Source organism: Shewanella avicenniae (assembly GCF_017354945.1).
GTDB lineage: Bacteria > Pseudomonadota > Gammaproteobacteria > Enterobacterales > Shewanellaceae > Shewanella > Shewanella avicenniae.
The window spans coordinates 2,236,830-2,258,539 of record NZ_CP071503.1; the positions used below are offsets into that span (position 1 = coordinate 2,236,830).

Annotated in this window: 21 protein-coding genes and 1 tRNA gene; 15 read left to right on the forward strand and 7 right to left on the reverse strand. The window is 44.8% G+C overall.

Annotated elements, in window-relative coordinates; translation table 11 throughout:
- Nucleotides 1-35: 35 nt before the first annotated feature.
- A complete protein-coding gene (gene yejK / locus JYB87_RS09870; protein WP_207353341.1) occupies nt 36-1,064 on the reverse strand; it encodes a nucleoid-associated protein YejK in 1,029 nt (342 codons plus the stop codon).
- 74 nt (nt 1,065-1,138) lie between these two features.
- Between yejK and JYB87_RS09875 the strand changes: the two genes are divergently transcribed.
- The 3 genes from JYB87_RS09875 (at nt 1,139) to JYB87_RS09885 (ending at nt 3,411) form a co-directional block, all read left to right on the forward strand.
- Nucleotides 1,139-1,351, forward strand: a complete 213-nt coding sequence (locus tag JYB87_RS09875; RefSeq protein WP_207353342.1) for a YejL family protein — start codon at nt 1,139-1,141, stop codon at nt 1,349-1,351.
- Between the two features lie 66 nt (nt 1,352-1,417).
- Nucleotides 1,418-3,202, forward strand: a complete 1,785-nt coding sequence (locus JYB87_RS09880; protein ID WP_207353343.1) for a DUF3413 domain-containing protein — start codon at nt 1,418-1,420, stop codon at nt 3,200-3,202.
- A 132-nt stretch (nt 3,203-3,334) separates the two neighbouring features.
- A tRNA-Pro gene (locus tag JYB87_RS09885) sits at nt 3,335-3,411 on the forward strand.
- Between the two features lie 182 nt (nt 3,412-3,593).
- Here the strand turns inward: JYB87_RS09885 and JYB87_RS09890 are convergent.
- The 3 genes from JYB87_RS09890 to JYB87_RS09900 form a co-directional block, all read right to left on the reverse strand.
- On the reverse strand, nt 3,594-4,130 hold the full coding sequence (locus JYB87_RS09890; protein WP_207353344.1) for a hypothetical protein: 537 nt from the start codon (nt 4,128-4,130) through the stop codon (nt 3,594-3,596).
- Nucleotides 4,131-4,616: 486 nt separating this feature from the next.
- Entirely contained in the window at nt 4,617-5,336 is a 720-nt protein-coding gene (locus tag JYB87_RS09895; protein WP_207353345.1) for an SDR family oxidoreductase, read from the reverse strand.
- 111 nt (nt 5,337-5,447) lie between these two features.
- The gene (locus tag JYB87_RS09900) at nt 5,448-6,458 is read right to left on the reverse strand and encodes a DNA-binding protein (RefSeq protein ID WP_207353346.1); all 1,011 of its coding nucleotides are present in this window, start codon (nt 6,456-6,458) and stop codon (nt 5,448-5,450) included.
- Nucleotides 6,459-6,701: 243 nt separating this feature from the next.
- Here JYB87_RS09900 and JYB87_RS09905 point away from each other — a divergent pair, with 243 nt between their 5' ends.
- Nucleotides 6,702-7,931, forward strand: coding sequence for a site-specific integrase (locus tag JYB87_RS09905; RefSeq protein ID WP_207353347.1), 1,230 nt, complete (start codon nt 6,702-6,704; stop codon nt 7,929-7,931).
- 402 nt (nt 7,932-8,333) lie between these two features.
- Here JYB87_RS09905 and JYB87_RS09910 read toward each other — a convergent pair whose 3' ends face one another.
- Complete coding sequence (locus JYB87_RS09910) at nt 8,334-9,299, reverse strand: LysR family transcriptional regulator (RefSeq protein ID WP_207353348.1); 966 nt, start codon at nt 9,297-9,299, stop codon at nt 8,334-8,336.
- Nucleotides 9,300-9,489: 190 nt separating this feature from the next.
- Here JYB87_RS09910 and JYB87_RS09915 point away from each other — a divergent pair, with 190 nt between their 5' ends.
- The 11 genes from JYB87_RS09915 (at nt 9,490) to JYB87_RS09965 (ending at nt 19,667) form a co-directional block, all read left to right on the forward strand.
- Nucleotides 9,490-10,647, forward strand: coding sequence for an iron-containing alcohol dehydrogenase (locus JYB87_RS09915; protein WP_207353349.1), 1,158 nt, complete (start codon nt 9,490-9,492; stop codon nt 10,645-10,647).
- A 26-nt stretch (nt 10,648-10,673) separates the two neighbouring features.
- On the forward strand, nt 10,674-10,991 hold the full coding sequence (locus tag JYB87_RS09920; RefSeq protein WP_207353350.1) for a DUF1330 domain-containing protein: 318 nt from the start codon (nt 10,674-10,676) through the stop codon (nt 10,989-10,991).
- Nucleotides 10,992-11,015: 24 nt separating this feature from the next.
- Nucleotides 11,016-11,540, forward strand: a complete 525-nt coding sequence (locus JYB87_RS09925; RefSeq protein WP_207353351.1) for an NAD(P)H-dependent oxidoreductase — start codon at nt 11,016-11,018, stop codon at nt 11,538-11,540.
- Nucleotides 11,541-11,563: 23 nt separating this feature from the next.
- On the forward strand, nt 11,564-12,307 hold the full coding sequence (locus JYB87_RS09930) for an SDR family oxidoreductase (protein WP_207353352.1): 744 nt from the start codon (nt 11,564-11,566) through the stop codon (nt 12,305-12,307).
- A 60-nt stretch (nt 12,308-12,367) separates the two neighbouring features.
- Nucleotides 12,368-12,472 carry an NAD(P)H-dependent oxidoreductase gene (locus tag JYB87_RS18900; protein WP_207353353.1) on the forward strand — a complete coding sequence of 35 codons (105 nt, stop codon included), beginning with the start codon at nt 12,368-12,370 and terminating at the stop codon, nt 12,470-12,472.
- Between the two features lie 59 nt (nt 12,473-12,531).
- The gene (locus tag JYB87_RS18905) at nt 12,532-12,783 is read left to right on the forward strand and encodes an NAD(P)H-dependent oxidoreductase (protein WP_407695846.1); all 252 of its coding nucleotides are present in this window, start codon (nt 12,532-12,534) and stop codon (nt 12,781-12,783) included.
- Nucleotides 12,780-13,619, forward strand: a complete 840-nt coding sequence (locus tag JYB87_RS09945) for an SDR family oxidoreductase (protein WP_207353354.1) — start codon at nt 12,780-12,782, stop codon at nt 13,617-13,619. Before JYB87_RS18905 ends, JYB87_RS09945 begins: the two co-directional genes overlap by 4 nt.
- Before the next feature lie 67 nt (nt 13,620-13,686).
- Nucleotides 13,687-14,709, forward strand: coding sequence for an aldo/keto reductase (locus tag JYB87_RS09950; RefSeq protein ID WP_207353355.1), 1,023 nt, complete (start codon nt 13,687-13,689; stop codon nt 14,707-14,709).
- A gap of 65 nt (nt 14,710-14,774) precedes the next feature.
- Nucleotides 14,775-15,137: a DUF1330 domain-containing protein gene (locus tag JYB87_RS09955; protein ID WP_207353356.1), complete on the forward strand. Its 363-nt coding sequence runs from the start codon at nt 14,775-14,777 to the stop codon at nt 15,135-15,137.
- Nucleotides 15,138-15,346: 209 nt separating this feature from the next.
- Nucleotides 15,347-16,441: a carboxymuconolactone decarboxylase family protein gene (locus JYB87_RS09960; protein WP_207353357.1), complete on the forward strand. Its 1,095-nt coding sequence runs from the start codon at nt 15,347-15,349 to the stop codon at nt 16,439-16,441.
- Between the two features lie 220 nt (nt 16,442-16,661).
- Complete coding sequence (locus JYB87_RS09965) at nt 16,662-19,667, forward strand: Tn3 family transposase (RefSeq protein ID WP_207353358.1); 3,006 nt, start codon at nt 16,662-16,664, stop codon at nt 19,665-19,667.
- Between the two features lie 74 nt (nt 19,668-19,741).
- Here JYB87_RS09965 and JYB87_RS09970 read toward each other — a convergent pair whose 3' ends face one another.
- On the reverse strand, nt 19,742-20,287 hold the full coding sequence (locus JYB87_RS09970) for a MarR family winged helix-turn-helix transcriptional regulator (RefSeq protein WP_207353359.1): 546 nt from the start codon (nt 20,285-20,287) through the stop codon (nt 19,742-19,744).
- Between the two features lie 163 nt (nt 20,288-20,450).
- Nucleotides 20,451-21,608 carry an iron-containing alcohol dehydrogenase gene (locus tag JYB87_RS09975; protein ID WP_207353360.1) on the reverse strand — a complete coding sequence of 386 codons (1,158 nt, stop codon included), beginning with the start codon at nt 21,606-21,608 and terminating at the stop codon, nt 20,451-20,453.
- Nucleotides 21,609-21,710 lie beyond the last annotated feature (102 nt).

Below are 21,710 nucleotides of genomic sequence, written 5' to 3' on the forward strand. Positions count from 1 at the left end.
GCCTTGCGGCGCTTTTTTATTTAGCTAACAATGGGTTAATCACCTTTTAAACGGCGATCTAACTGATCTTTTAAATTCGCTGGCACGCCTTTAATCAAAATGGTGTCAGAGACAGGGTCGTAAATCACCCGCTCGCCCAGATGAGTGCCATCAAAACTCAGCGATACCCCACCGCCAGTGCCAGAAAACTTTTTCAACTGACGCAGCGTGGCTTTATCGGCAGGGAATTCCTCTTCCAGCTCATAGTCACCCCCCGAGGCAAAATCATAGAAAGAGTCCATGCCGGATTCCGCTAACTCATCGGCCAGATCTTTCAGCATCACTTCGCTGCCGCTATCCATCTGCTCGGTGCAATACTCAAAGACGCGCTCGCGACAGGTTTGACGTTCCTCTTTGGTCATATCGCTTTCGGCGACAAAGTCTTCCACCGCTTGCATCAACTGTTTACTTTGCGCTTTAGGATTTACCCCTTCGACACAGCCCATAAAGTCGAGGAAGAAGTCAGCCACTTTACGGCCAGCACGGCCACGCACAAACGAGATATACTTGCGCGATTCTTCTTCAGATTGCCATTCGCTCAAATCGATGCGCGCTGCAAGTTGCAGATTGGCTAAATCCAAGTGGGTGTTTTGGCTCAACTCCATATCATCGAGCACCGTCATCGACGGTTTGGCATTCAGCAAGGCCACAAACAGGTAATCGCTGGTCAGATAGGTATAGCAAGCCAACAGCAAAAAACCGCCTTGACTGAAATCGTATTTCGACAGCTCTTGTTGCAACAACTTACCGGCAATGGCGGAGAAATCGACAAACCCTTGTTTGCCTAAGGTGTAACCGCGTAGAGCGTCCATAAACGCTGGGTTGGCTTCACCGTCATCACCGCTGATCCCAAAATATCCGAAACCTTTACCGGCTTTCGCTGAGTAAATCTGATGCAATTCAGCCACTATCGCTTCTACCGCAGAGCCGTTTAACAGCGGCTGTGGCCGCAAACGACATGATAGTTGGCCATCTTTGTCCTGAGAAATTGAGTGAATAATCGCTTGTTCGACGTGAATGCTCATGGGCGTTAGTGATAGTCCGTGGTAAATCGAGTATTATATGCCGCTAAGTCGTTTATGAGTGAAAATTTTTCGTTATGGCACTTCAATCTAAATATACCAATGCCCAAGTTGAAGCACTGATCGCTGAGTTGTTAGCAGTGCTCGATAAACACCAAGCCCCAACAGATTTAAGCCTGATGGTGCTAGGTAATACCGTGTCACACCTGTTGAATACACGTGTTAATCCAGAAGTAAAAGAGAAGCTCGGCGAGCAATTCTCGAAAGCATTAGCACAATCTTTGCGCTAATCGATAGCATTTTTTGTCTTAAAAACATTAAGATAAACGGGTAAAAGATCGACATGGGAATCCAAGGTGGAGCGTAAAAAGCAACTCGTCAGGGATCAGGTATCAAGATTGGTAAACTGGGGCCACTGGTTTGCCTTCTTCAACGGTTTACTCGCCATGCTGGTGGGTGTGCGCTATCTCGCCACTGTCGGATTTCCCGATAACCTAATTGGTTGGGGCTATCTTGCCATCTCCACCTTAGGCCATTTCACCTTTTTGGCCTTTATCGTCTATCTGGTGTTGTTGTTTCCGGTCACGCTGATACTGCCCTACTCCCGTATTTTGCGCGGTTACGCCGCAATCGTGGCCACCATAGGTATTTGTGCACTGCTGTATGACACAGTGATCTATGGTGAATACGGCATGCACCTCAGCCCGTTTGCCTTTGACCTTGCCTTTGCCGATCTCAACAGCCTACTGCAAGGCGCCTCGGTGTTTATCACGCCGTTGGTGGTGTTCGTTATCGAACTGATATTGGCCAATGGCCTGTGGAAACGCATCGACCGTATTCAACGCCGCAACGTGGGCAACAAGCTGGTTGCCGCAATTGGGATCTGCTTTGTCAGTAGTCATCTGGTGCACATCTGGGCTGATGCGGCCGATGTCACCGCGGTGACGCGCTTCGATGATGCGTACCCCATCTCTTATCCTGCCACCGCCAAAACCTTTATGGAAAACCATGGGATTGACGGTAGCAGCAGCGTAGTCGAACCATTTCAAAAGCGGCTCAACTACCCACAAAACCCATTGCAATGTCGCCTGCCACAAAACCGCCATCCAAACGTGCTGATTGTAGCAATTGACAGCTTTAGAGCCGATCAAGATGACATGCAAACCATGCCGTTCTTCCATCAATTTGCTGCGCAAAACATGAACTTTACCGAGCACTACAGTGGCGGTAACCAGTTCAATAGCGGCATGTTCTCGCTGCTTTACGGCTTACAAGGCAGCTACATGGATTCGGATGACCTTGATTACACCTCGCCCTTGCTGACCCAAACCTTTAAGCAAGAACACTACGCAATGGCAATGTTTAGCGTGCAGTCCAACCTAGAAACGGCGAAACCCGATGCCATCTTCAAAGATTTTGAGATGCATATTGCCGATGAATCGTTGGGCAGCGCTATGGCCGACATTCGCAACATCGACAGTTTTAACCAGTGGCGCCGTCAACAATCGGGTCAATGGTTCGCACTGCTGAACCTGCGAGCACCAGAAGATTACGACACCCCAGTCGGCTTTTTAGGGGTGCAAACGGTTAAGTCAGATAAGACGCTGAAACCCGCGCAAAAAGTGCTGTTCAATCAATATCGTCAGTCACTCAACTTTATCGATCAACAGTTAAAGCAACTGATTGAAGCACTGCCTAAAGATACCGTAATTGTAGTCGCCGGCGTGAACGGCAAAGTGTTTACCAGCAGCTCAGATGAAGCGCGCCACGACTTGTCGCCGACCAACGTCAAAGTGCCGTTAGTGATCCATTGGCCAGATACGCCAAGCGCCGAAGTGAATTACCGCAGCAGCCATTACGGCATAGTGCCCACATTAATGACGCAAGTGCTTGGCTGCACCAACGCCCCCACCGACTACAGCGCAGGCCGTCATCTGTTGCAACCTGACGACAGCACTTGGTTGTATGTGGGCGATAACAGAGTATTTGCGATTTATCAGCAGCATGAAATCACAGTGATCGATCGCCATGGCAAATACCGTATTTACAACGCAGACTACAGCAAACGTTTACGCAAGAAAATGAGTGCCCCTGAGCTGCTCGATGTAATGCGTGAAGGTCGCCGGTTATACAACCATTAATGGCGAAAAAACAGCGCCGCACATTATCTAAGCAGTTAACATTCAATGAGAAAATTGCTGCTTGCGTGAATGATCTGCGCTTGCTAAAGTCTTGCCTCAGAAATTGCGCTTGTGATGATTCATCACGCATCTCGGTGTGTAGCGCAGCCCGGTAGCGCACTGTCATGGGGTGTCAGGGGTCGGAGGTTCGAATCCTCTCACACCGACCAAATTCATAAATAGAAAAGCCTGTAGGATTAACGTCTTACAGGCTTTTTTGTTTACAATATCAATGTGTAAAATGCAGTTATGATGGCAAACTGAGGTTTCACATATAACGGATAACGTTATCAATAATATGACCACTTGAGCCAAGAGATTTGGCGATGTGCATTTAAAATAATTTAGAGGTCTAATTATTCAATTCCGTTCTAATTCTGCTCATTATCTCTTCAAGATTAACTTTTAATTGTGATGCTTCTCGAGCAGCTAATTTTTTGCCCCCTGTAATTCGGTCAAAAAAATCAGCGGCTTCCTCCTTAAGATCTGCACCTTCTAATTTGCTAAAAATCATCCTGATTACAAATCCTATTGGAGCAAAAAGTAGTATCAATATACAAAAAACTATATTTTGAATCATAGCTTCTCGCCTTTCTTGCTCATGAGTTTTTCCTAAAATACTTAAACGCTTGTCTTTAATCTTATATAGTGTCTCTTGTTTTTGCTGCTCGGAATATTCAGAATCTAAAGTTAAAACATCCTCAATATAGAGCTCTGACTGTCCATTTTTGCAAAGCGGAAAGTCTTTAGATGCGCTGAAGCGCCCAAAAGCTTTTTTACTATCAAGGCAACTATGCAAACTTTGTTCAATGTTAAAGGCGTCCGATAGATTCAAAAACAACAATACTTTGTCAATATACTTCCAATCTTCAGAACCACCGTAACTCATTCGCGCTTCCACAGATTCGAGCGTAGTGAATCCAATTTTGTAAAAAATTCCGCAATCAGTCTTTAACCTTACATAGTAAAGTTTTCCATTTGCGCCTGAACGACAAAACTCACTGTCATAACATGTTCTAGGCATTCTTATTTTCCAAATGTTTCACACCAATCTTTACCCAACGCACACACAAAACTGCGTAAAAGAAAACGCCAAACGAGATAACTCGTAACCTATTATATTTAAAAAACATCTATTAATGTTATGATAAAGACTGATGATATCAATCAACTTTACAATCGAGGGATAAGATTTATTCTTGCAATGTGACTAAATAGTTACAGATATTAAATTGTGTTGTCTTTTGCAGAAACCATGTTCCCGATAGATTACTGCATTGAATTTCGGCTTCTCTATTCAACCAAAAACTTCATTTAAACAACCCCGCCATTTTGCGGGGCTCAAGCATTTTAAACCAATATTCAGCAGCAGTGACTACGGCAGATAAGCGCCGCCGCACACTGGGGTGTAAGTGCCAGTCACATGACCACTCTTTTCACTCACCAGATAACTGACCACGTTGGCCACATCGGCTGGCGTAGCGATTTTTTGCGTTGGTGTGAATTGGCGGATCATCTCTTTAAATTCTGCTGGCGCATCTTTGGTTGCGTCGGTTTCAACCAATCCAGGAGCGATCACGTTTGAGGTGATGCCGATTGGGCCGAGTTCTTGTGCCAAATATTTGTTAAAGCTATCGAGCGCACCTTTGGCGGTGCCGTGCGCGATAAAGCCTGGGGCTGGAGCTTCAGACAGCGTGCTAGAGATGAACACGAGGCGGCCGTATTGCTTCTTCGCCATGCTTTTAGTGGCATGTTTAGCGGTTTCATAGGCGGCGTGCATTTCATCATTGAGCTTTTGGGCAAACTCGTCCCAGGTTTGATCCATAAACGGTTTAGCAACAAAGCTCATATTGGCGTTGTTCACTAAGACATCTACCCCACCATGCTTCGCGTCAATCTCAGCGAACATCGCCGCGATTTGGGCATCATCACGCACGTCTGCTTTAATCGCGTAGGCTTCGCCACCATTTTCACTGATTTCAGCTACTAGTTGCTCGGCAACGCCTGTGCTGTTGACGTAGTTAATGAATACACGAAATCCATCGGCTGCCAGCGCTCTAGCGGTCGCCGCACCAATACGGGGTCTGAAGCCCAATGGAACGAAAACGTACGCTAAGCTGCTAAGCTAACCATACGGGCCTGCATTCTGAACGTTCACCAAATCGGAATCGGGCTTAATTAATTCTCATAATTGGATATTGAGCGATTATTTATTACCACCGTTCTCTTTTAACTCAAGGAACCATCTATCCATAATGTCTTTCTGCGTATTAGCGGCAGATTTCAACGAATGTACTTTAGAGATGAGCGCCACGTTCTTGTCAGCCTGCTCGCCAAGCTCAGTTTTTAACGACTTAATTTCAGCGGTAGCCTGTTGATACCTTTCTTGAACGGAGGTTATCTGCTGCTTAGATGCGTGGTTATCAGTCTCCAACTCTAACTTCACGGCTGTCATTGCAGATAATGAGGTTTCGGCTTTTTGTAGTTGCTCCGATGTTCCTTCAAGCTGTGTTTCTAATTTGGCACATTGTTTCTGGAGCGCAGCATTTTCCAACTGTCTCGCGGTCGACTGCTGGCTTAGCTCTTTGATCTCAAGTTGAAGCCGCTGTACTTGTGAATCATGCCGACCTAGTTCTTGTTCTCGCTGCGCTTTAACTGAATTTCGATAGTGTTCCAGTGCCGAACGTGACTGTGAATGCTTTTCTTCTAATGAGGCTATCAGCTGCTCTTTATCAGCGAGACGTATTAACATCGCCTCTTCATTCGTTGTCAGCCTTTCGATCGTCAGCTTCTGCGTATCAATATTCGCTTGGAGCGCCTTGGATTCATGTGCTCGTTGGTCGAGCTTAGTCATTATTTCATCTCGATGAGACTGAGTTTCTAAGAGCTCTTGGCGAAGTTGCTCATAGCGTTCGTCTCTCTCTCTTAGCGCTTCGTGATGCTGTGCGCGCTCGTTCTCAATAACCTCGTTCGCTTCTTGCTGCAATCGCCCCGACATCTTTTCAATGATAAAAGTGAGCTCTTCGCTTAACGACGTGGTGACCTGTGCTTTTCCCTCAGCCTCTTCCAACTCCTTGAGGTAGCGATGGATCGTGGTTTTTGAACCGGTATTCCCAAGTTCAATGCGTATAGCGTCAATGGATACTGATTCTCTTCGTGACAGTATCGCATTTCTTGCCTGTTCAACCGCTTCTTTAGTTATGCCACCACGTGCCATGTTATCACCATTCATACTGTAGTACGTACCATGTAATTACATATAATACGTAATATTTAAAACACAAATTTTATTCAATTTATAAGAGTATATAATCCTGAGTTATCTATTGTTATCACGAAAATGCTTGATTTGGTGGGCTCTGTTAGTACGTAATGGGTTTTGTTCAAAAAACAGCCTTTGAAAAATGTGCTAGGCTGATTTCCTTGATGTGTACTAAGCGGTGTACTGAAATAAACTAAGATGAATGAAGTTGAACGCTATATTGAAGCGGCCACACGGGACAATACGCGGCGCAGTTACCAAGCGGCGATTGAGCACTTCGAAGTCGATTGGGGCGGTATGCTGCCGACCACATCGGAGCAAGTCGCCCGCTATCTTGCCCATTATGCCGACACACTATCTCATAGTACGTTGCGGCTACGTTTGGCCGCGATAGGACAATGGCATGTGTCACAAGGATTTGTTGATCCCACCAAGTCGCCGTTGGTAAGAAAAGTCTTTAAAGGGATCCGCGAGGTTCACCCTGCAAGAACCAAGCAAGCTAAGCCGCTGGCCATCGATGAGTTGGCTCAAATTTGTGACTATCTTGAGCGAGAACAGCACAGTGACGATCAACTAACCGCCTTAGGCGCAACTCGTGACAAAGCATTGTTACTTATGGGCTTTTGGCGGGGCTTTCGCGGTGATGAGCTGTGTCGCATGATGATTGACCATATTGAGTTCGTCCCGACGCAAGGGATGATCATTTATTTACCTCGCTCTAAGTCTGACCGTACCAATCAAGGGCGAGAATACCGTACGCCTGCCTTACAACGTCTATGCCCTGTCCAAGCTTACCAAGAATGGTTAGCCATCTCGGGATTGAGCACCGGCCCAGTGTTTCGCAGCATTAATCGTTGGGGGCAAATAAGCCACGAGAGCTTACGTCCATCCAGTATTGTGCCGTTGATGCGTAAGCTTATGGCGAAAGCGGGACTCAGCAATGCAGATCTTTATAGCAGTCATTCATTGCGGCGCGGATTTGCTTCATGGGCCACGCAGCATCAATGGTCGCTGAAGCAATTAATGGAGTATGTTGGCTGGTGCGATGCACAATCGGCATTGCGCTACATCGAAGTCAGTGCCCCGTTTACGGCAGAGCAATTACAGTCGTCTGGTTCGCATGTGGCTATCTCTCCACCGATGATCAATTTGGACATCCAACTGAACTTAACGCGCTTTCATGATAAAGCGCCATGTGAAAAAACAGTGCGCCTCAAATTAGAACGCTTTGTATTGAAGGCCTTTGGTGGATTGACGATTATTGATGATCAGCATTACCAACTGCAATTGCCAGTTGCTACCGTTGAGGCAGAGCTGGATGAATTGGCGGATGAACTACTGGATCGGCTACACAGTTTTGCAAGCGATCATCAATGCATGCTTGAGGTGGTGATAAGCCACTCTCAAAGTGGACAGCAATGGGACTAACCGCGGACTGATGACGGAGAGTCATATGAAATAAGCAATGGAAAATGCTTATCTGTGTGCATCTTCACCTGCTTATGTTGAGCAATTGAGGTTCCGTCCGCCAAACGCCAACTGATCTTATTCATCATAAGTGAGTTGGGTAGAGATTTATGATCTCTACCCTTTAAACACTCGAAAACGGACATGAATCACTTTAAAATTCTTCACAGTGGTTAACAAACGACATTGATGTCATGACTGATGCTATTCGGCTGGATTAGGAATTGGATCAATTTTGTTCTTATTACCTGCAGTTCACTCTGAAAGCTTGACATTTAAAGGTATTGATTAATTTCTTAATCAGTAAGATAACGATTGTTTGACGTTTGCAATTGTTTAACGTTTAGTCAGTTCCAATTTTCCTCATTCGTTTGCCTTATATTCATACTTATTTAGTTCCGCAATCGGAAAATGAAGTGATTTGTCCTGCCTGAATGCGGCTAACAGATATTCAACAGTTACCTTTACTCGTGGTGCTATCAGTGCTCTATGGGGATACTGAATGACTAACTCATAGCTACCAGCATCATGTTGTTCTGTGAGTAACGCTTTAAGACTTCCATCTTCAAAATATTTTAGCGCTTGATGGAGTCCAACTTGAGCAATTCCTAGTCCCGCCCGTGCCGATTCAACAAGTGCTTCTGGCGCCGATAACGTTAATACAGGGCTGGCTGGCTCAAAAGATGACAGGCTTCCGTCTTTTGCTTTAAAACCCCAAGGATTAACTTTTCCGCCCAAGAATCTTCGAGCGATTAACTTATGTTGCGCTAAGTCTACTGGAGACTTTGGCGTGCCATATTGAGATAAATATTCTGGAGAAGCGATCAATGCCAAGTTTAAGTGACAAACTGGTCGTGAGATAAGCGATGAATCAACAATTCGTCCCCCTCGTATCGCAATATCGTAGCCATCATTAACAAGGTCTGTTACACGATCATCAAAATCAACTTCAACAGACAAGGCGGGATATCGTGTCAACAAACCAGGCAAAACCGGTAAAAGCTGATTCCGCCCAAAGGCTGCACTTGTAGAAATTCTGACGTGTCCACTCGTTTCCATTTTGCCAACCGCGAGACTATCAACGGCACTTTCTAACGCATCTAAAGCCACTCGGGCCTGCGAGAGAAACGTTGTGCCTTCTTCAGTCAAACTGATCTTTCTCGTTGTGCGATTCATCAATCTGACGCCAAGTACTTGTTCAAGATTGGCAACATTCTTACTCACCGCAGCAGCGCTAACCCCAAGCTTTTTTGCTGCTTGGGAAAAACTTCCAGCTTCAGCGGTTTCTACAAAGGACAAAATTGCACGTAGGTGTTGTGAGATTTCCATCAATCATTTCCAAGCCAATCGAGATGAACAACATTAATTATTAACCTTAAGTTATAAAATGTTCAACCATTACCCCAGTTAATCTTCTCAATAAACACCTGCATACTACACCACATCGAAATGTCGTCATCCGGTCTTCGTTTAAAAACTGGACAGGTCAATGGCAAAGTGAATCTTTGTGGGAGTTAGCATGTTTAGCTTTGAATTTTACAACCCAACACGATTAGTGTTTGGTAAGGACTCAGTAAATAGTCTGGACGACCTACTACCATCCACTGCCAGAATACTGGTTCTATACGGCGGTAGTAGCGCCGAAAGAACAGGTACTCTTGCCGAAGTTCGTCATGCCCTTGGTGACCGAGTGGTATTTGAGTTTGCTGGTGTTGAGCCTAATCCCACTTATGAAACTTTGTCCAAAGCCGTTGAACTTGTTCGCCAAGAGTACATTGACTATCTATTAGCCGTTGGCGGCGGTTCCGTTATTGATGGCAGTAAATTTGTCGCGGCGGCTGCTAAATTCGAAGGCGATAGCTGGAACATTTTAGAAGCTTGGGGCAGTAATGTTGTTGAAGCATTGCCACTCGGCGTCGTATTAACGCTACCAGCAACCGGCTCGGAAATGAATAACGCGGCGGTTATTACTAAAGCCGAATCTAAAACGAAGGCTCTACTTGCTACACCGCATGTATTTCCTCAGTTTGCCATTCTTGATCCCACAAAGACCTATACCTTACCGGCTCGCCAGCTTGCCAATGGCGTAGTAGATGCGTTTGTGCATGTCATTGAGCAATATCTGACTTATCCGGTAGGGGCAAGTGTTCAAGATCGTTTTGCCGAAGGGATATTGCAAACGCTAGTTGAAATTGGTCCTAAGGTAGTGTTTGAACCCGCGGACTTCGATAGTCGCGCCAATTTGATGATGTCGGCAACATTGGCACTCAATGGCCTGATTGGTTCTGGAGTCCCCCATGATTGGGCCACACATTTTATTGGGCATGAATTAACTGCGCTTTACGAAATAGACCATGCGAGAACTCTCGCGGTGATCCTGCCGTCGCTGCTAAACGCTAGACGTGAGCAGAAAAAAGCGAAATTGCTGCAATACGGCGAACGAGTCTGGGGCATTACCACGGGTCATGACGAGCAACGAATCGACTTGGCGATCAGCAAGACCAAAGCATTCTTTGAAAGTCTAGGGGTTAAGACGTCACTTTCGGCATACGGGCTCGGTACTTCGGCAATTGAAGATGTCGTGGCAAATCTCGAAAAACATCGAATGACAGCTCTTGGTGAACAACAAGAAATCACTCCTGTTGTCGCGAGAAAAATTTTAATGGCGAGCTTATAGGCAAGCCTAAAAGAGAGGAATTTATTATGCATCAAGCAACAAATCCTGCGTATGTGATTATCGATATTAGCGTCAACGACCCTGATGGTATGAAACCTTATCAAGAGCGTGTTGAGGCAACATATAAAGCCTTTGGTGGTAAACGCCTCGTTCTCGCTGGCAAGCTAGAAACACTTGAGGGCTCTGTACCTAAAGGCATGATTGTCATGTTGCAATTCGACAGTGTTGAACAGGCTCATGCATGGCATGAGTCACCTGCTTATCAAGAAATCATCAACTATCGGCAATCAGCATCTTCAAGCAACATCTGGTTGGTTGAAGGTGTGATCCCCGAACTACAGTAATCACAGCAAGTTGGAGTTACCAGAATGAAGACATTAGTTATTGTTTCACATCCATATCCAGAAAAATCAGTCGCTATCAGCAAATTGAGCCAGATTGCCGCAACAGTACCCGATGTGACGGTTCGGCATTTGGAGTCATTGTATGGCAATGACCTAAGTAAGTTTGATATTGCTGCTGAGCAATCTGCCGCTGATGAAGTAGACCGCATTGTATTTATGTTCCCTGTGCATTGGTTCAACTTAACGCCTATGTTGAAAGCCTATCTCAACGAGGTTTGGACTTACGGTTGGGCATTCGGCCCGGAAGGCAAGGCACTCAGTGGCAAAGAAATGTTGGTGGTCACAACAGCCGGAGCTTCACAGTTTACATATTCAGCAGAGGGGCTCATCGAAAGCTCTATTGACGCAGTGCTAACACCTATGAAAGCGAGCGCACTGTATGTCGGCATGAATTACAGCCAACCATTAGCGTTTTTTGATGCTATGGGGGCTTCACCAGAAAAGCTTGAAGAAATGCAGTCGGCATTACTTGCAAGACTTGCTGCATAATTTACTTGAACAGAGGTAGCGAAATGACAGTGACACATAAAATTGCTCTGATCACCGGCGCTAACAAAGGTATTGGTTTTGAAATCGCCACTCAACTAGGGTTGGCTGGCATCATCGTTTATGTAGGTGCTCGAAGCGAAGAACGTGGTGCTACTGCCGTCGCCAAGCTTCAGGAAAAAGGTATTGATGCTCGTTTTGTTAAAGTCGATCTACATGATTACTCTTCAATTGCCCAAGCAGCTTCACACATATCGTTGCAATCAGGAAGTTTGGATATTTTGGTGAATAACGCCGGCATTATCGACGCTGAAGATGGTGCACCGAGTGTCACGAGCATCGAAACAGTCAAACGGACTTTTGAGACTAATTTTTACGGTACATTGGCGGTGACACAAGCAATGCTACCGTTACTAAAACAGTCTAACGCAGGTCGGATTGTGAATATTTCCAGTGGATTAGGTTCAATGGCATTGAATGAAGATCCTACTTGGGAATTTGCTGAGACTAAGCTCATCGGATACAACGCTTCCAAAGCTGCAGTGAATATGTTGACGATTCAGTTGGCATGGGAGCTAAAAGATACGGCAATCAAAGTTAACGCTGCAAATCCTAATTTTACTGATACCGAGTTGGTTCCTGGTGCTGTCGGTGGACGACCTATCGCTGAAGGTGCCAAAACGGCAATTGCGTTAGCGCTTATTGATGAACAAGGTCCAAGTGGTAAGTTTTACGAAGACTTTGCAACAGATGAATTAGCTCCTTGGTAATACCACCCGACTTGAACAGTGTAAAAGTGAGAATAAAAGTATGCCAAAAATCTCATATCAATGTTCGATGTCGCTGCTAATGCTGCAAACCGCATCGTCTTCTCGTTTCCAATTCATTGGTTCAATTTAACACCTATGCTTAAAGCTTATTTAAATGAGGTTTGAACTTATGGCTGCGCATTTGGCTCGGTAGGTAATTCGCTAAATGGCAAAAAACGCTGGTTATCACCACTGCGGGTGCTACGGAAATTACTTACTCAAAAGGTGGACTTATTAATAGTTCGATTGAAGAGGTCTTGACTCCGATGAAGTCCTGCGCATTGTACGTCGGTATGACCTATGTGCATCCTATTGCCTTTTATGAAGCAATGAATCCTTCCGAAGAGAAATTACACGAATTCATGAACACTGCATTAAAGCGGCTAGCACAGAAATTTTTAAACAACGTTTTAAATTCAGAGGAGTATTTTTTATGAAACCTAGAAAGACATGGCTGATTACTGGAGCTTCTCAAGGGCTGGGACTGATATTAGTCAAGAAATTATTAGATGCTGGGCATAACGTCGCAGCCACAACGCGCAGTAAAGCCACTTTAGAGAACGAAATAGGTATGGCTTCTAAACAATTTTTACCACTTACTGTTGATCTAGTTGATGAAGCAAGTGTTAGCAAAGCTGTAGACGAAACCATCGCTTATTTTGATGGACTTGATGTCGTTATAAATAACGCGGGATTCGGTCAGATTGGCACCTTAGAAGAGCTTAGTGATGAAGAAGCTCGTAGAAGTTTTGATGTCAATGTCTTTGGTATGCTCAACATTATTCGCTCTGTTATGCCTTATTTTCGAGTGAATAGAAAAGGCCATATTATGAATATTTCTTCTATGGCGGGGATACAGGGGGAGATACCCGGTTGGGGTGTTTATTGTGCATCTAAATTTGCGGTCGCAGGGCTAACCGAAGCACTTGCCGCTGAAGTCAGCGAGTTTGGCGTGAATGTTACCTTGGTGTATCCAGGCCACATGCGGACTAATTTTCTTTCTCAAAACTCCATTATGTCACCGAAACATCCTATTCAAGAGTATGCCTCTGTTCGTCAAGGGGAATCAATGGCCAAAAAAGAGATGAATGGACAACAAATTGGCGACCCAGAAAAAGCCGCTGCGCTGCTTATTCGAATGAGTGAGTTAAAAGAACCACCATTGCATTTATTTATGGGAGAAGATGTCTACCAAGCCGCCAATAAGAAAATAGAAACACTTTCCACTCATTTGCTTGAATGGAAAGATGAGTCGTTATCAATTGGTTTTTAATCACCCAAGCAACAATCCGCGAGTCACAATGATTAGAAAACGCGCGGTGATTGACTAGGATCCTACGATGAAATATACCAAGCTTGGCAATACAGATTTAACTATTTCCCGTATTTGTATGGGATGTATGGGGTTTGGTGATCCAACGACGGGGCAGCATAGCTGGACATTAAATGAAGCGGAGAGCCGCGATATTATTCGTTACGGCCTTGAAAGTGGGATAAATTTCTACGATACCGCTATTGCCTATCAGAATGGTTCTAGTGAACGCTATGTTGGTCGAGCGTTACGCAAAATGGCCAAGCGTGATGAAGTAGTAGTTGCGACCAAGTTTCTTCCTCGTACACAAGAACAAATCTCCAATGGAATCAGCGGAAAGCAAGCCATTGATACGTCACTTGAGCTGAGCCTGCGTAATCTGGGCATGGATTATATCGATCTCTATATCTACCACATTTGGGACTACAACACGCCTATCATTGACGTTCTCGAAGCTCTACATCATGCCAAACAAGCAGGAAAAATTCGTGAAATAGGTATTTCAAATTGCTATGCATGGCAATTAGCAAAAGCAAACGCCCTCGCTGAACGTGAAGGTTTAACTCAATTTGTTTCGGTTCAGAGTCACTATAACTTAATCATGCGCGAAGATGAACGGGAACTCTTTGGTTTATGCGCAGCTGATGATATTGCGATGACGCCATACAGTGCATTAGCAAGCGGACGGCTTGCTCGACCTAGTGATGTGCATACTAAACGAGCAGTTGAAGATGCTTATGCAAAAGGCAAATACGATAAGACCGCTGAGCAGGACCACATCATTATTGAGCGGGTAGCCAATCTTGCAAATCGTCATCAGGTCTCCATGACCGAAATCTCCTTAGCATGGTTGCTAACAAAAGTAGCGTCACCCGTAGTGGGCGCGACCCAAAAACATCATATTGACGGCGCTACAAATGCCGTGAACTTAACACTAGGTGAAACAGATATTCGTTATCTGGAAGAGTGTTATCAACCACATTCTCTCTCAGGGATCATGTTGCAGAACACACCTAAAACCAAGGATAACATTCAAGTCTGGACACGCTGAGCAATGCGGAATCGCCGTCAGTTTTCACCTATTTTTCATAATCATGTAAAGGATAAAGGATACATATGATTAATAAATTAATTTTAGCTTGTTTGATCGGAGTGTCCGTTGCTTCATCCGCACAAGCAGTTACGCCGGCCTATTATGTTGCCGAATTTCAACCCACAGACCGCGAAACAATGAAACCATACAGTGAACAGGTCGAATCGACGTTCAAACCTTTTGGTGGCACCTTTATCGTGCGTGGTGGAGAACCTGATGTAAAAGAAGGTTTTGGAGCACAGGGAAAGTTAGTCATTATTAAATTTGATAGTCTGAAAAATGCTCAAGACTGGTATAACTCACCAGAATATCAGCAACTAATTCCTATACGTCATCGTTCTGGTAATTCACGAACTTACATAGTTGAAGGTTTGCCTCTTCAATAATCAGAACAATAATCACCAGCTATTTTCATTGGTCTCAATAGCAGTAGACAGTCAACTCTAATAGTTTTTCATGGTGCACCAAAAAACATATTGTATTTTATTAAGCTAAGAGAACAACAAAGATGAAAACGGACATGGAACTAACAGAGTTTGTTTACGCTAGTGTTACATTGTTAGACCGTAACGTTGAAACTAAATTGGAGTTATAAATGAAGTTTAAAAATTGGTTTTTGGGTTTATCTGTTTATGCTCTAGGTTGCTTTTCTTGGGGGGCTTCAGTTGCATTTTCACAGTCCAATGTAATAACTGAGAAGCAAAGTACCCAACTAAGCTTGAGGGAACGAGCACTAATACACATTTCTGCTAATACTGCCAGCGGAAATTTAAATGGGCTGGATATTGCTGTACGCAAAGGGCTTGACAATGGACTGACCATCAACCAAATAAAAGCACTTTTAGAGCAACTATATGCGTATTGTGGATTTCCCCGCAGTTTAAACGGCATTAACACATTAATGTCAGTTATTGATAGTCGTACAAAACAGGGAATACAAGACAAACTTGGGCAGTCTTATAAACCTGTGATTGCAGAAGATCGATATGAGAAAGGTCGAACTACCCTTGAAACGTTAACGGGAGTATCGCAATCCAAACCCTCTCCGGGATTTGGCGATTTCAGCCCTGAAATTGACCGCTTTCTAAAAGAGCATCTCTTTGCAGATATTTTTGACAACAAATTACTCTCTTATAGAGAAAGAGAGTTGATAACTATCACCGCACTTGCGTCAATGAATGGTGTTGAGTCGCAGCTGAAGGCTCATATTGGTATTGGTAAAAACACTGGTATTACAGATGGAGAGTTATTGCAGCTAGCAGATATTTTAGACGTGTCTATCAATAGGTCACATGCTAATCAGGTACGTAAAATACTTGGCCAGCCAGAGTTAAAGGAGATTGATAACGACATGCTAGTTAGGATCTCTGCGATAGAGATTAGACCTGAATCACTTGATAAATATCTGGCAATTCTCAATGAAGAGGCTCAGAAGTCGGTAGAATTAGAGCCTGGTGTTATAAGTATTTTCCCAATGTATCGTTCAGATTCGGCTTCAAGTATTCGAATTGTCGAAATATATAGAAATCAGGCGGCTTATGAATCACATATTGCATCGCCACATTTCAAACACTACAAAACTTCTACAATTGAAATGGTTAAATCTTTAGATCTTGTGGATATGCAAGTGACAGATCCTCAAACAATGCTAAAGATTTTTCAAAAATTTAATTACATTAGTTCAGACTAAATTCTATGAGATATTTATGAACAAAGATGGATAGAAACATCGAAACTTTAATGTCAGCTATTCCTAGCAAGAAATATTCAACTGCCTCAGTGTTTGAGTGAGTAGGTTGTCAATATCTTTAGTTGATCTATTCAAGTGCCAATCCCCAAAATAGTCTTGGCTATTTAATTGGGGTTTTCAGGTTGATGGAAGGATTCAAAGCCAAATAAGGAAAACTGATATGCCTGTTGAATTTCTAACCCATGAACAAAAAAACAGCTACGGGCGATTCAGCGTAGAGCCTAACGATGTCCAGCTTTCTCGTTACTTCCATTTAGATGAAGCCGACTTGGCGTTTATCGCTCTACGTCGGGGTGATCACAACCGCTTTGGTGTTGCCCTGCAGTTAGGTTGTGTTCGCTTCCTAGGTACTTTCTTAACTGATTTAAGTCAAGTTCCAACGAATACGCAATGGTTTGTCGCAAGGCTACTTAATATAACCGATATCGATATTTTGTCGGGTTATTCTCAGCGCGAAACCACACGCCGCGAGCATTCTGCTCTGATCCGCAATCAATATGGTTATCGTGAGTTTGCCTGGCCATGGTCTTTCCGGCTATCTCGCCTTCTCTATAGTCGAAGCTGGATCAGTAATGAACGCCCGAGTTTACTGTTTGACTTGGCCACAGGATGGCTTATCCAACATAAAGTTCTTTTGCCAGGCGCATCAACGCTAACGCGTTTGATTTCGCAAATCAGAGAGCGAGCTGAAAACCGATTATGGCAGCGACTATCCAGTATCCCGAGTACAGAACAGAAAATTAAGCTGGATTCGTTACTACAAATTCCAGAAACAGCCAGAACATCGTACTTTGACCGATTTCGTAAGGGCCCTGTCAATATCAGTGGCCCAGCATTTAATGATACCATTGAACGCTACAAAGAACTCAAAACCTATGGGATGAATGAACTGGATTTTACCGGTATTCCTCCCGTACGATTTAAGCATGTTGCCCGTCATGCGGGAATGGTCACTGCGTACAAAATAGCCCGTATGCCGGAGATTAAACGTACCGCGATATTAGTGGCGTTTGTCAAAGCCTATGAAGTTATTGCATTAGATGAAGCTTTGGATGTACTGGATCTTTTGATTACCCACATCGCTGGCCAAGCGAAGAAATTAGGACAGAAAAAGCGTCTGCGTACACTTAAAGATTTGGATAAATCCGCGCTGGCGTTAGCAAAAGCTTGTGCACTGTTGCTAGATGACACCTTAGATGATGAGTCTCTACGTCCGTCAATCTTTGCTAAGTTTTCACGGGAAAAACTGGCGCTATCTATTTCTACCGTACACGAGCTAGCCCGACCTTATGATGATAATTTCCATGAAGAGATGGTTGAACAGTACGGGCGAGTTAGGCGTTTTCTGCCAAAACTACTCCATGATATCGAATTTTCCGCCGCTCCAGCGGGAGAAAATACGCTTGTAGTTCACCGGTACTTAGCGCAACTACTCGATTCAAAAAAGCAAATTCTTGATGACGCGCCAATGGGGATCATATCTAATCCCTGGAAACGACTGGTATTAGATAAAGATGGTCGGGTGACTAAACGAGGTTACACACTGTGCTTTTTGGATAAATTACAGGACAGTTTGCGCCGTCGAGATATCTATGTCGAAAACAGTGATCGCTGGGGTGATCCGAGAGCAAAACTGTTGCAGGGCCAAGAGTGGCAATCAAATCGAATTCAGGTCTGTCGCTCACTGGGACATCCGCTAAATGCGCAAGAAGCCATCGATGCGTTAGTCAGGCAATTAGATACAACCTACCACCAGGTTGCCGCAAATTTTGACGATAATGATTCAGTGGATATTGATATCTCGGGGAAACGACCGACACTGACCATCTCAAACATTGATAGACTGGATAACCCTCCGAGTTTACAAGGATTATCCAAACAAGTTGAGGCGTTACTTCCTGCCGTAGACCTCACAGAACTGCTACTTGAGATCAATGCTCATACTGGCTTTGCTGATGAGTTTACCCATATTAGCGAATCCAACGCTCGTGCTAATGATTTAACGGTAAGTATCTGTGCCGTGTTACTGTCCGAAGCTTGCAATATCGGCTTAGAGCCACTGATAAAATCTCATATCCCTGCCTTGACCAGACACCGACTCAGTTGGGTTAAACAAAACTATTTACGAGCTGAAACGTTAGTAAAAGCCAACGCGAAACTCGTCGATTTTCAGTCTACTCTGGCGTTAGCTAAGCATTGGGGCGGTGGTGAAGTTGCCTCTGCTGACGGGATGCGATTTATCACACCAGTAAGAACCGTCAATTCAGGAGCGAACCGAAAATACTTTGGCTCCAGCCGTGGTATCACATGGTATAACTTCGTCTCCGATCAGTTTTCTGGATTTCACGGAATCGTTATACCAGGAACACTACGAGACTCCATATTCGTACTGGAAGGATTACTGGAACAGCAAACCGGATTAAATCCCACTGAAATTATGACTGATACTGCCGGAGCCAGTGATATGGTATTTGGCTTATTCTGGTTGTTGGGGTATCAATTTTCGCCACGCTTAGCCGATGCGGGTGAATCGGTATTTTGGCGCGTAGATAAAGAAGCGGATTACGGCGTACTCGATGAGTTAGCACGAAGCTGCGTAAATCCTCAAAAAATAGAGCTTCATTGGGATGACATGATGCGTATTGCAGGCTCTCTTAAACTGGGGAAAGTGCAGGCATCAGAACTGATTCTGTCATTACTCAAAAGTGACCGTCCATCAAGTCTGGCCCAAGCCATTATCGAAGCAGGCCGTGTCAATAAGACATTATATTTACTGAATTACATCGATGACGAAGACTATCGACGCCGAATTCTAACCCAACTAAACCGAGGCGAAAGTCGTCATGCCGTTGCCAGAGCGATTTGCCATGGTCAACGCGGAGAAATCCGCAAACGTTACCGAGAAGGGCAAGAGGATCAATTGGGTTCGCTTGGTTTAGTCACTAATGCCGTTGTACTGTGGAATACCATCTATATGCAGGCTGCGTTAGAGCACGTAGAACGGCAAGGTGAAACGCTAAAAGATGAAGACATTGCAAGGCTATCACCACTCAGTCATAAGCATGTAAATATGTTGGGGCATTACTCATTTACATTGGCTGAACAGGTGTTAAATGGCGAGTTAAGGCCACTTAAACAACCGTCAGATCAAGATGATTTTGCTTAGCGTACGTTTTCGTTCCATTGGGCTTCAGACCCCAATACCGCGGGCACCACCGGTAATAAGAGCATTACGCTTTGTCATGATATCTCCTTGTTGGGGGTTAAAGTTGTTGGGGTTTGATTATTCGCTTTGGCTGAATCTTCGCTTGATGCCAATCTGGCGTCAGTGGCAAACGGCGGGATCAGTTGCCGCAAGCTATCAATCACCTGATTCAACTGGTGACAGGTTTGCACCGTGTCTTGCAATGTCAGTTGTTGCTGCGCGTCATTCAGCACCGTTTGGGCAATCTCAAGGCAATTCACCACCTGCGCCTTGGCCTGCGCAGTGAGTTGTAGCAGTTTTTTACGGCTGTCGCTGGCGCTGCGTAATTCAGCCAACCAACCGCGACTGACCAACACACTGATGGCACGGCTAACACTGGATTTATCCAAGTAAAGAATGTCGCAAATCTGCCGATGCGAGAGTGGTGCGCTATGGCTGTGTACGGTCAGGATAATGCCCCACTGCTCTGCGGTCAGCTCGATGCCCGCTTGTTTAAAGCGGGCCGTCAGCAATCGGTTAAACAGCCGACTAGCCAGTCCGGTTAAATGCCCTAACGATTGCCCTTGACCAACACTCTGCATTCGATTCTCAAAATTTGCTTTTTGCCAATATAGTTGCATACACAACGTTACTCAATAGCTATCTTAGCTATCGCCGTATTAGCATTGAAACTTATTGAAATTTCGGTAATAAAAAAGCCACTTATCGATTAAGTGGCTTTGGTTGTAAAAGCATTAGCAGCGATTACAGCGCTAATTCCAAAATGTTTGCAGCGTCTGTTGGGGTGATATCACCGTGTTCACCCAGTTGCACAAACTGGTGTTGTTCCAGTTTAGCCACAACCTTAGGAATGATATCTGCGCCTAAGCCGTAGTCCGCCAAACGGGTTTTAACGCCCATCGCTTCAAAGAACTCACGGGTACGCACAATGGCTTTCTCGGCGGCAATCAAATCATCACCATCAGTCACACCCAATACGCGACGGCCATATTGCGCCAATTTTTCGCGTTTCTGTTCCAGTTTGTAGATCCATAATGCTGGCATCACAATCGCCAGCGTTTGACCGTGGTCTAGGCCGTACAATCCAGTGATCTCTTGACCAATCAAGTGAGTCGCCCAGTCAGCTGGTACACCAGTGGCGATGAGGCCGTTCAGTGCCATTGTTGCTGCCCACATCAGGTTGGCGCGCACTTCATAGTTTTGTGGTTCAGTCAGTGCTTTAGGACCATCTTCCAAAATGGTAGACAGCAGCCCTTCGGCAAAGCGATCTTGTACCTTAGCGTTTACCGGGTATGTAACGTACTGTTCAAGCACATGCACAAATGAATCCACAACACCGTTACCCACTTGGCGTGCAGGCAAAGTGTACGTGGTTTGTGGGTCAAGAATTGAGAAACGTGGACGCACGTAATCAGAGTTGAAGAACAGTTTATCTTGCGTATCAGCGCGGGTGACGACTGAGGTTGGGTTCATTTCTGAACCGGTAGCAGCCAGTGTCAGTACACAACCGACTGGCAATGCGCCTTGAACCGCGCCACCGAATGATTGAATGATTTCCCACGCATCGCCTTGGTGTTTCGCAGCAGCCGCAATAAATTTAGTGGCGTCGATCACCGAACCACCACCGACGGCCAGTAGAAAGTCCACATTGTTGGCGTTAACTTGCTCAACTGCTTTCATGCACGTGTCGTAATGTGGGTTTGGTTCAATGCCACCAAACTCAACCCATTTGATGCCTTGCAGCGCGTTAGTCACTTGCTCAAATACGCCGTTCTTTTTGATACTACCGCCGCCGTAGACGATCATAACGGTTGCATCAGCTGGGACTTCTTGCGCCAATTGGGCAATTTGACCTTCACCAAAAATAATCTTGGTGTTATTGAAAAAACTAAAGTTGTTCATCGGTTTAAGCTTCCAAATAAAGAGGTGCCGTCGATAATTCAACATCACCAGATAAGAAAGGGTGTACAAGCGTGCAACAGCGAAACACTGCTGAATAGTAAG

Coding starts and splice junctions, on each gene's coding strand:
- JYB87_RS09945 (WP_207353354.1), top strand. CDS start 12,780: ATGAAACCTAGAAAGACATGGCTGATTACTGGAGCTTCTCAAGGGCTG.
- JYB87_RS18900 (WP_207353353.1), top strand. CDS start 12,368: ATGTTCGATGTCGCTGCTAATGCTGCAAACCGCATCGTCTTCTCGTTT.
- JYB87_RS09910 (WP_207353348.1), bottom strand. CDS start 9,299: ATGGAAATCTCACAACACCTACGTGCAATTTTGTCCTTTGTAGAAACC.
- JYB87_RS09875 (WP_207353342.1), top strand. CDS start 1,139: ATGGCACTTCAATCTAAATATACCAATGCCCAAGTTGAAGCACTGATC.
- JYB87_RS09960 (WP_207353357.1), top strand. CDS start 15,347: ATGAAGTTTAAAAATTGGTTTTTGGGTTTATCTGTTTATGCTCTAGGT.
- JYB87_RS09965 (WP_207353358.1), top strand. CDS start 16,662: ATGCCTGTTGAATTTCTAACCCATGAACAAAAAAACAGCTACGGGCGA.
- JYB87_RS09905 (WP_207353347.1), top strand. CDS start 6,702: ATGAATGAAGTTGAACGCTATATTGAAGCGGCCACACGGGACAATACG.
- JYB87_RS09925 (WP_207353351.1), top strand. CDS start 11,016: ATGAAGACATTAGTTATTGTTTCACATCCATATCCAGAAAAATCAGTC.
- JYB87_RS09950 (WP_207353355.1), top strand. CDS start 13,687: ATGAAATATACCAAGCTTGGCAATACAGATTTAACTATTTCCCGTATT.
- JYB87_RS09900 (WP_207353346.1), bottom strand. CDS start 6,458: ATGGCACGTGGTGGCATAACTAAAGAAGCGGTTGAACAGGCAAGAAAT.
- JYB87_RS09970 (WP_207353359.1), bottom strand. CDS start 20,287: ATGCAGAGTGTTGGTCAAGGGCAATCGTTAGGGCATTTAACCGGACTG.
- JYB87_RS09955 (WP_207353356.1), top strand. CDS start 14,775: ATGATTAATAAATTAATTTTAGCTTGTTTGATCGGAGTGTCCGTTGCT.
- JYB87_RS09915 (WP_207353349.1), top strand. CDS start 9,490: ATGTTTAGCTTTGAATTTTACAACCCAACACGATTAGTGTTTGGTAAG.
- JYB87_RS09890 (WP_207353344.1), bottom strand. CDS start 4,130: ATGAGTTACGGTGGTTCTGAAGATTGGAAGTATATTGACAAAGTATTG.
- JYB87_RS09920 (WP_207353350.1), top strand. CDS start 10,674: ATGCATCAAGCAACAAATCCTGCGTATGTGATTATCGATATTAGCGTC.
- JYB87_RS09930 (WP_207353352.1), top strand. CDS start 11,564: ATGACAGTGACACATAAAATTGCTCTGATCACCGGCGCTAACAAAGGT.
- yejK (WP_207353341.1), bottom strand. CDS start 1,064: ATGAGCATTCACGTCGAACAAGCGATTATTCACTCAATTTCTCAGGAC.
- JYB87_RS09975 (WP_207353360.1), bottom strand. CDS start 21,608: ATGAACAACTTTAGTTTTTTCAATAACACCAAGATTATTTTTGGTGAA.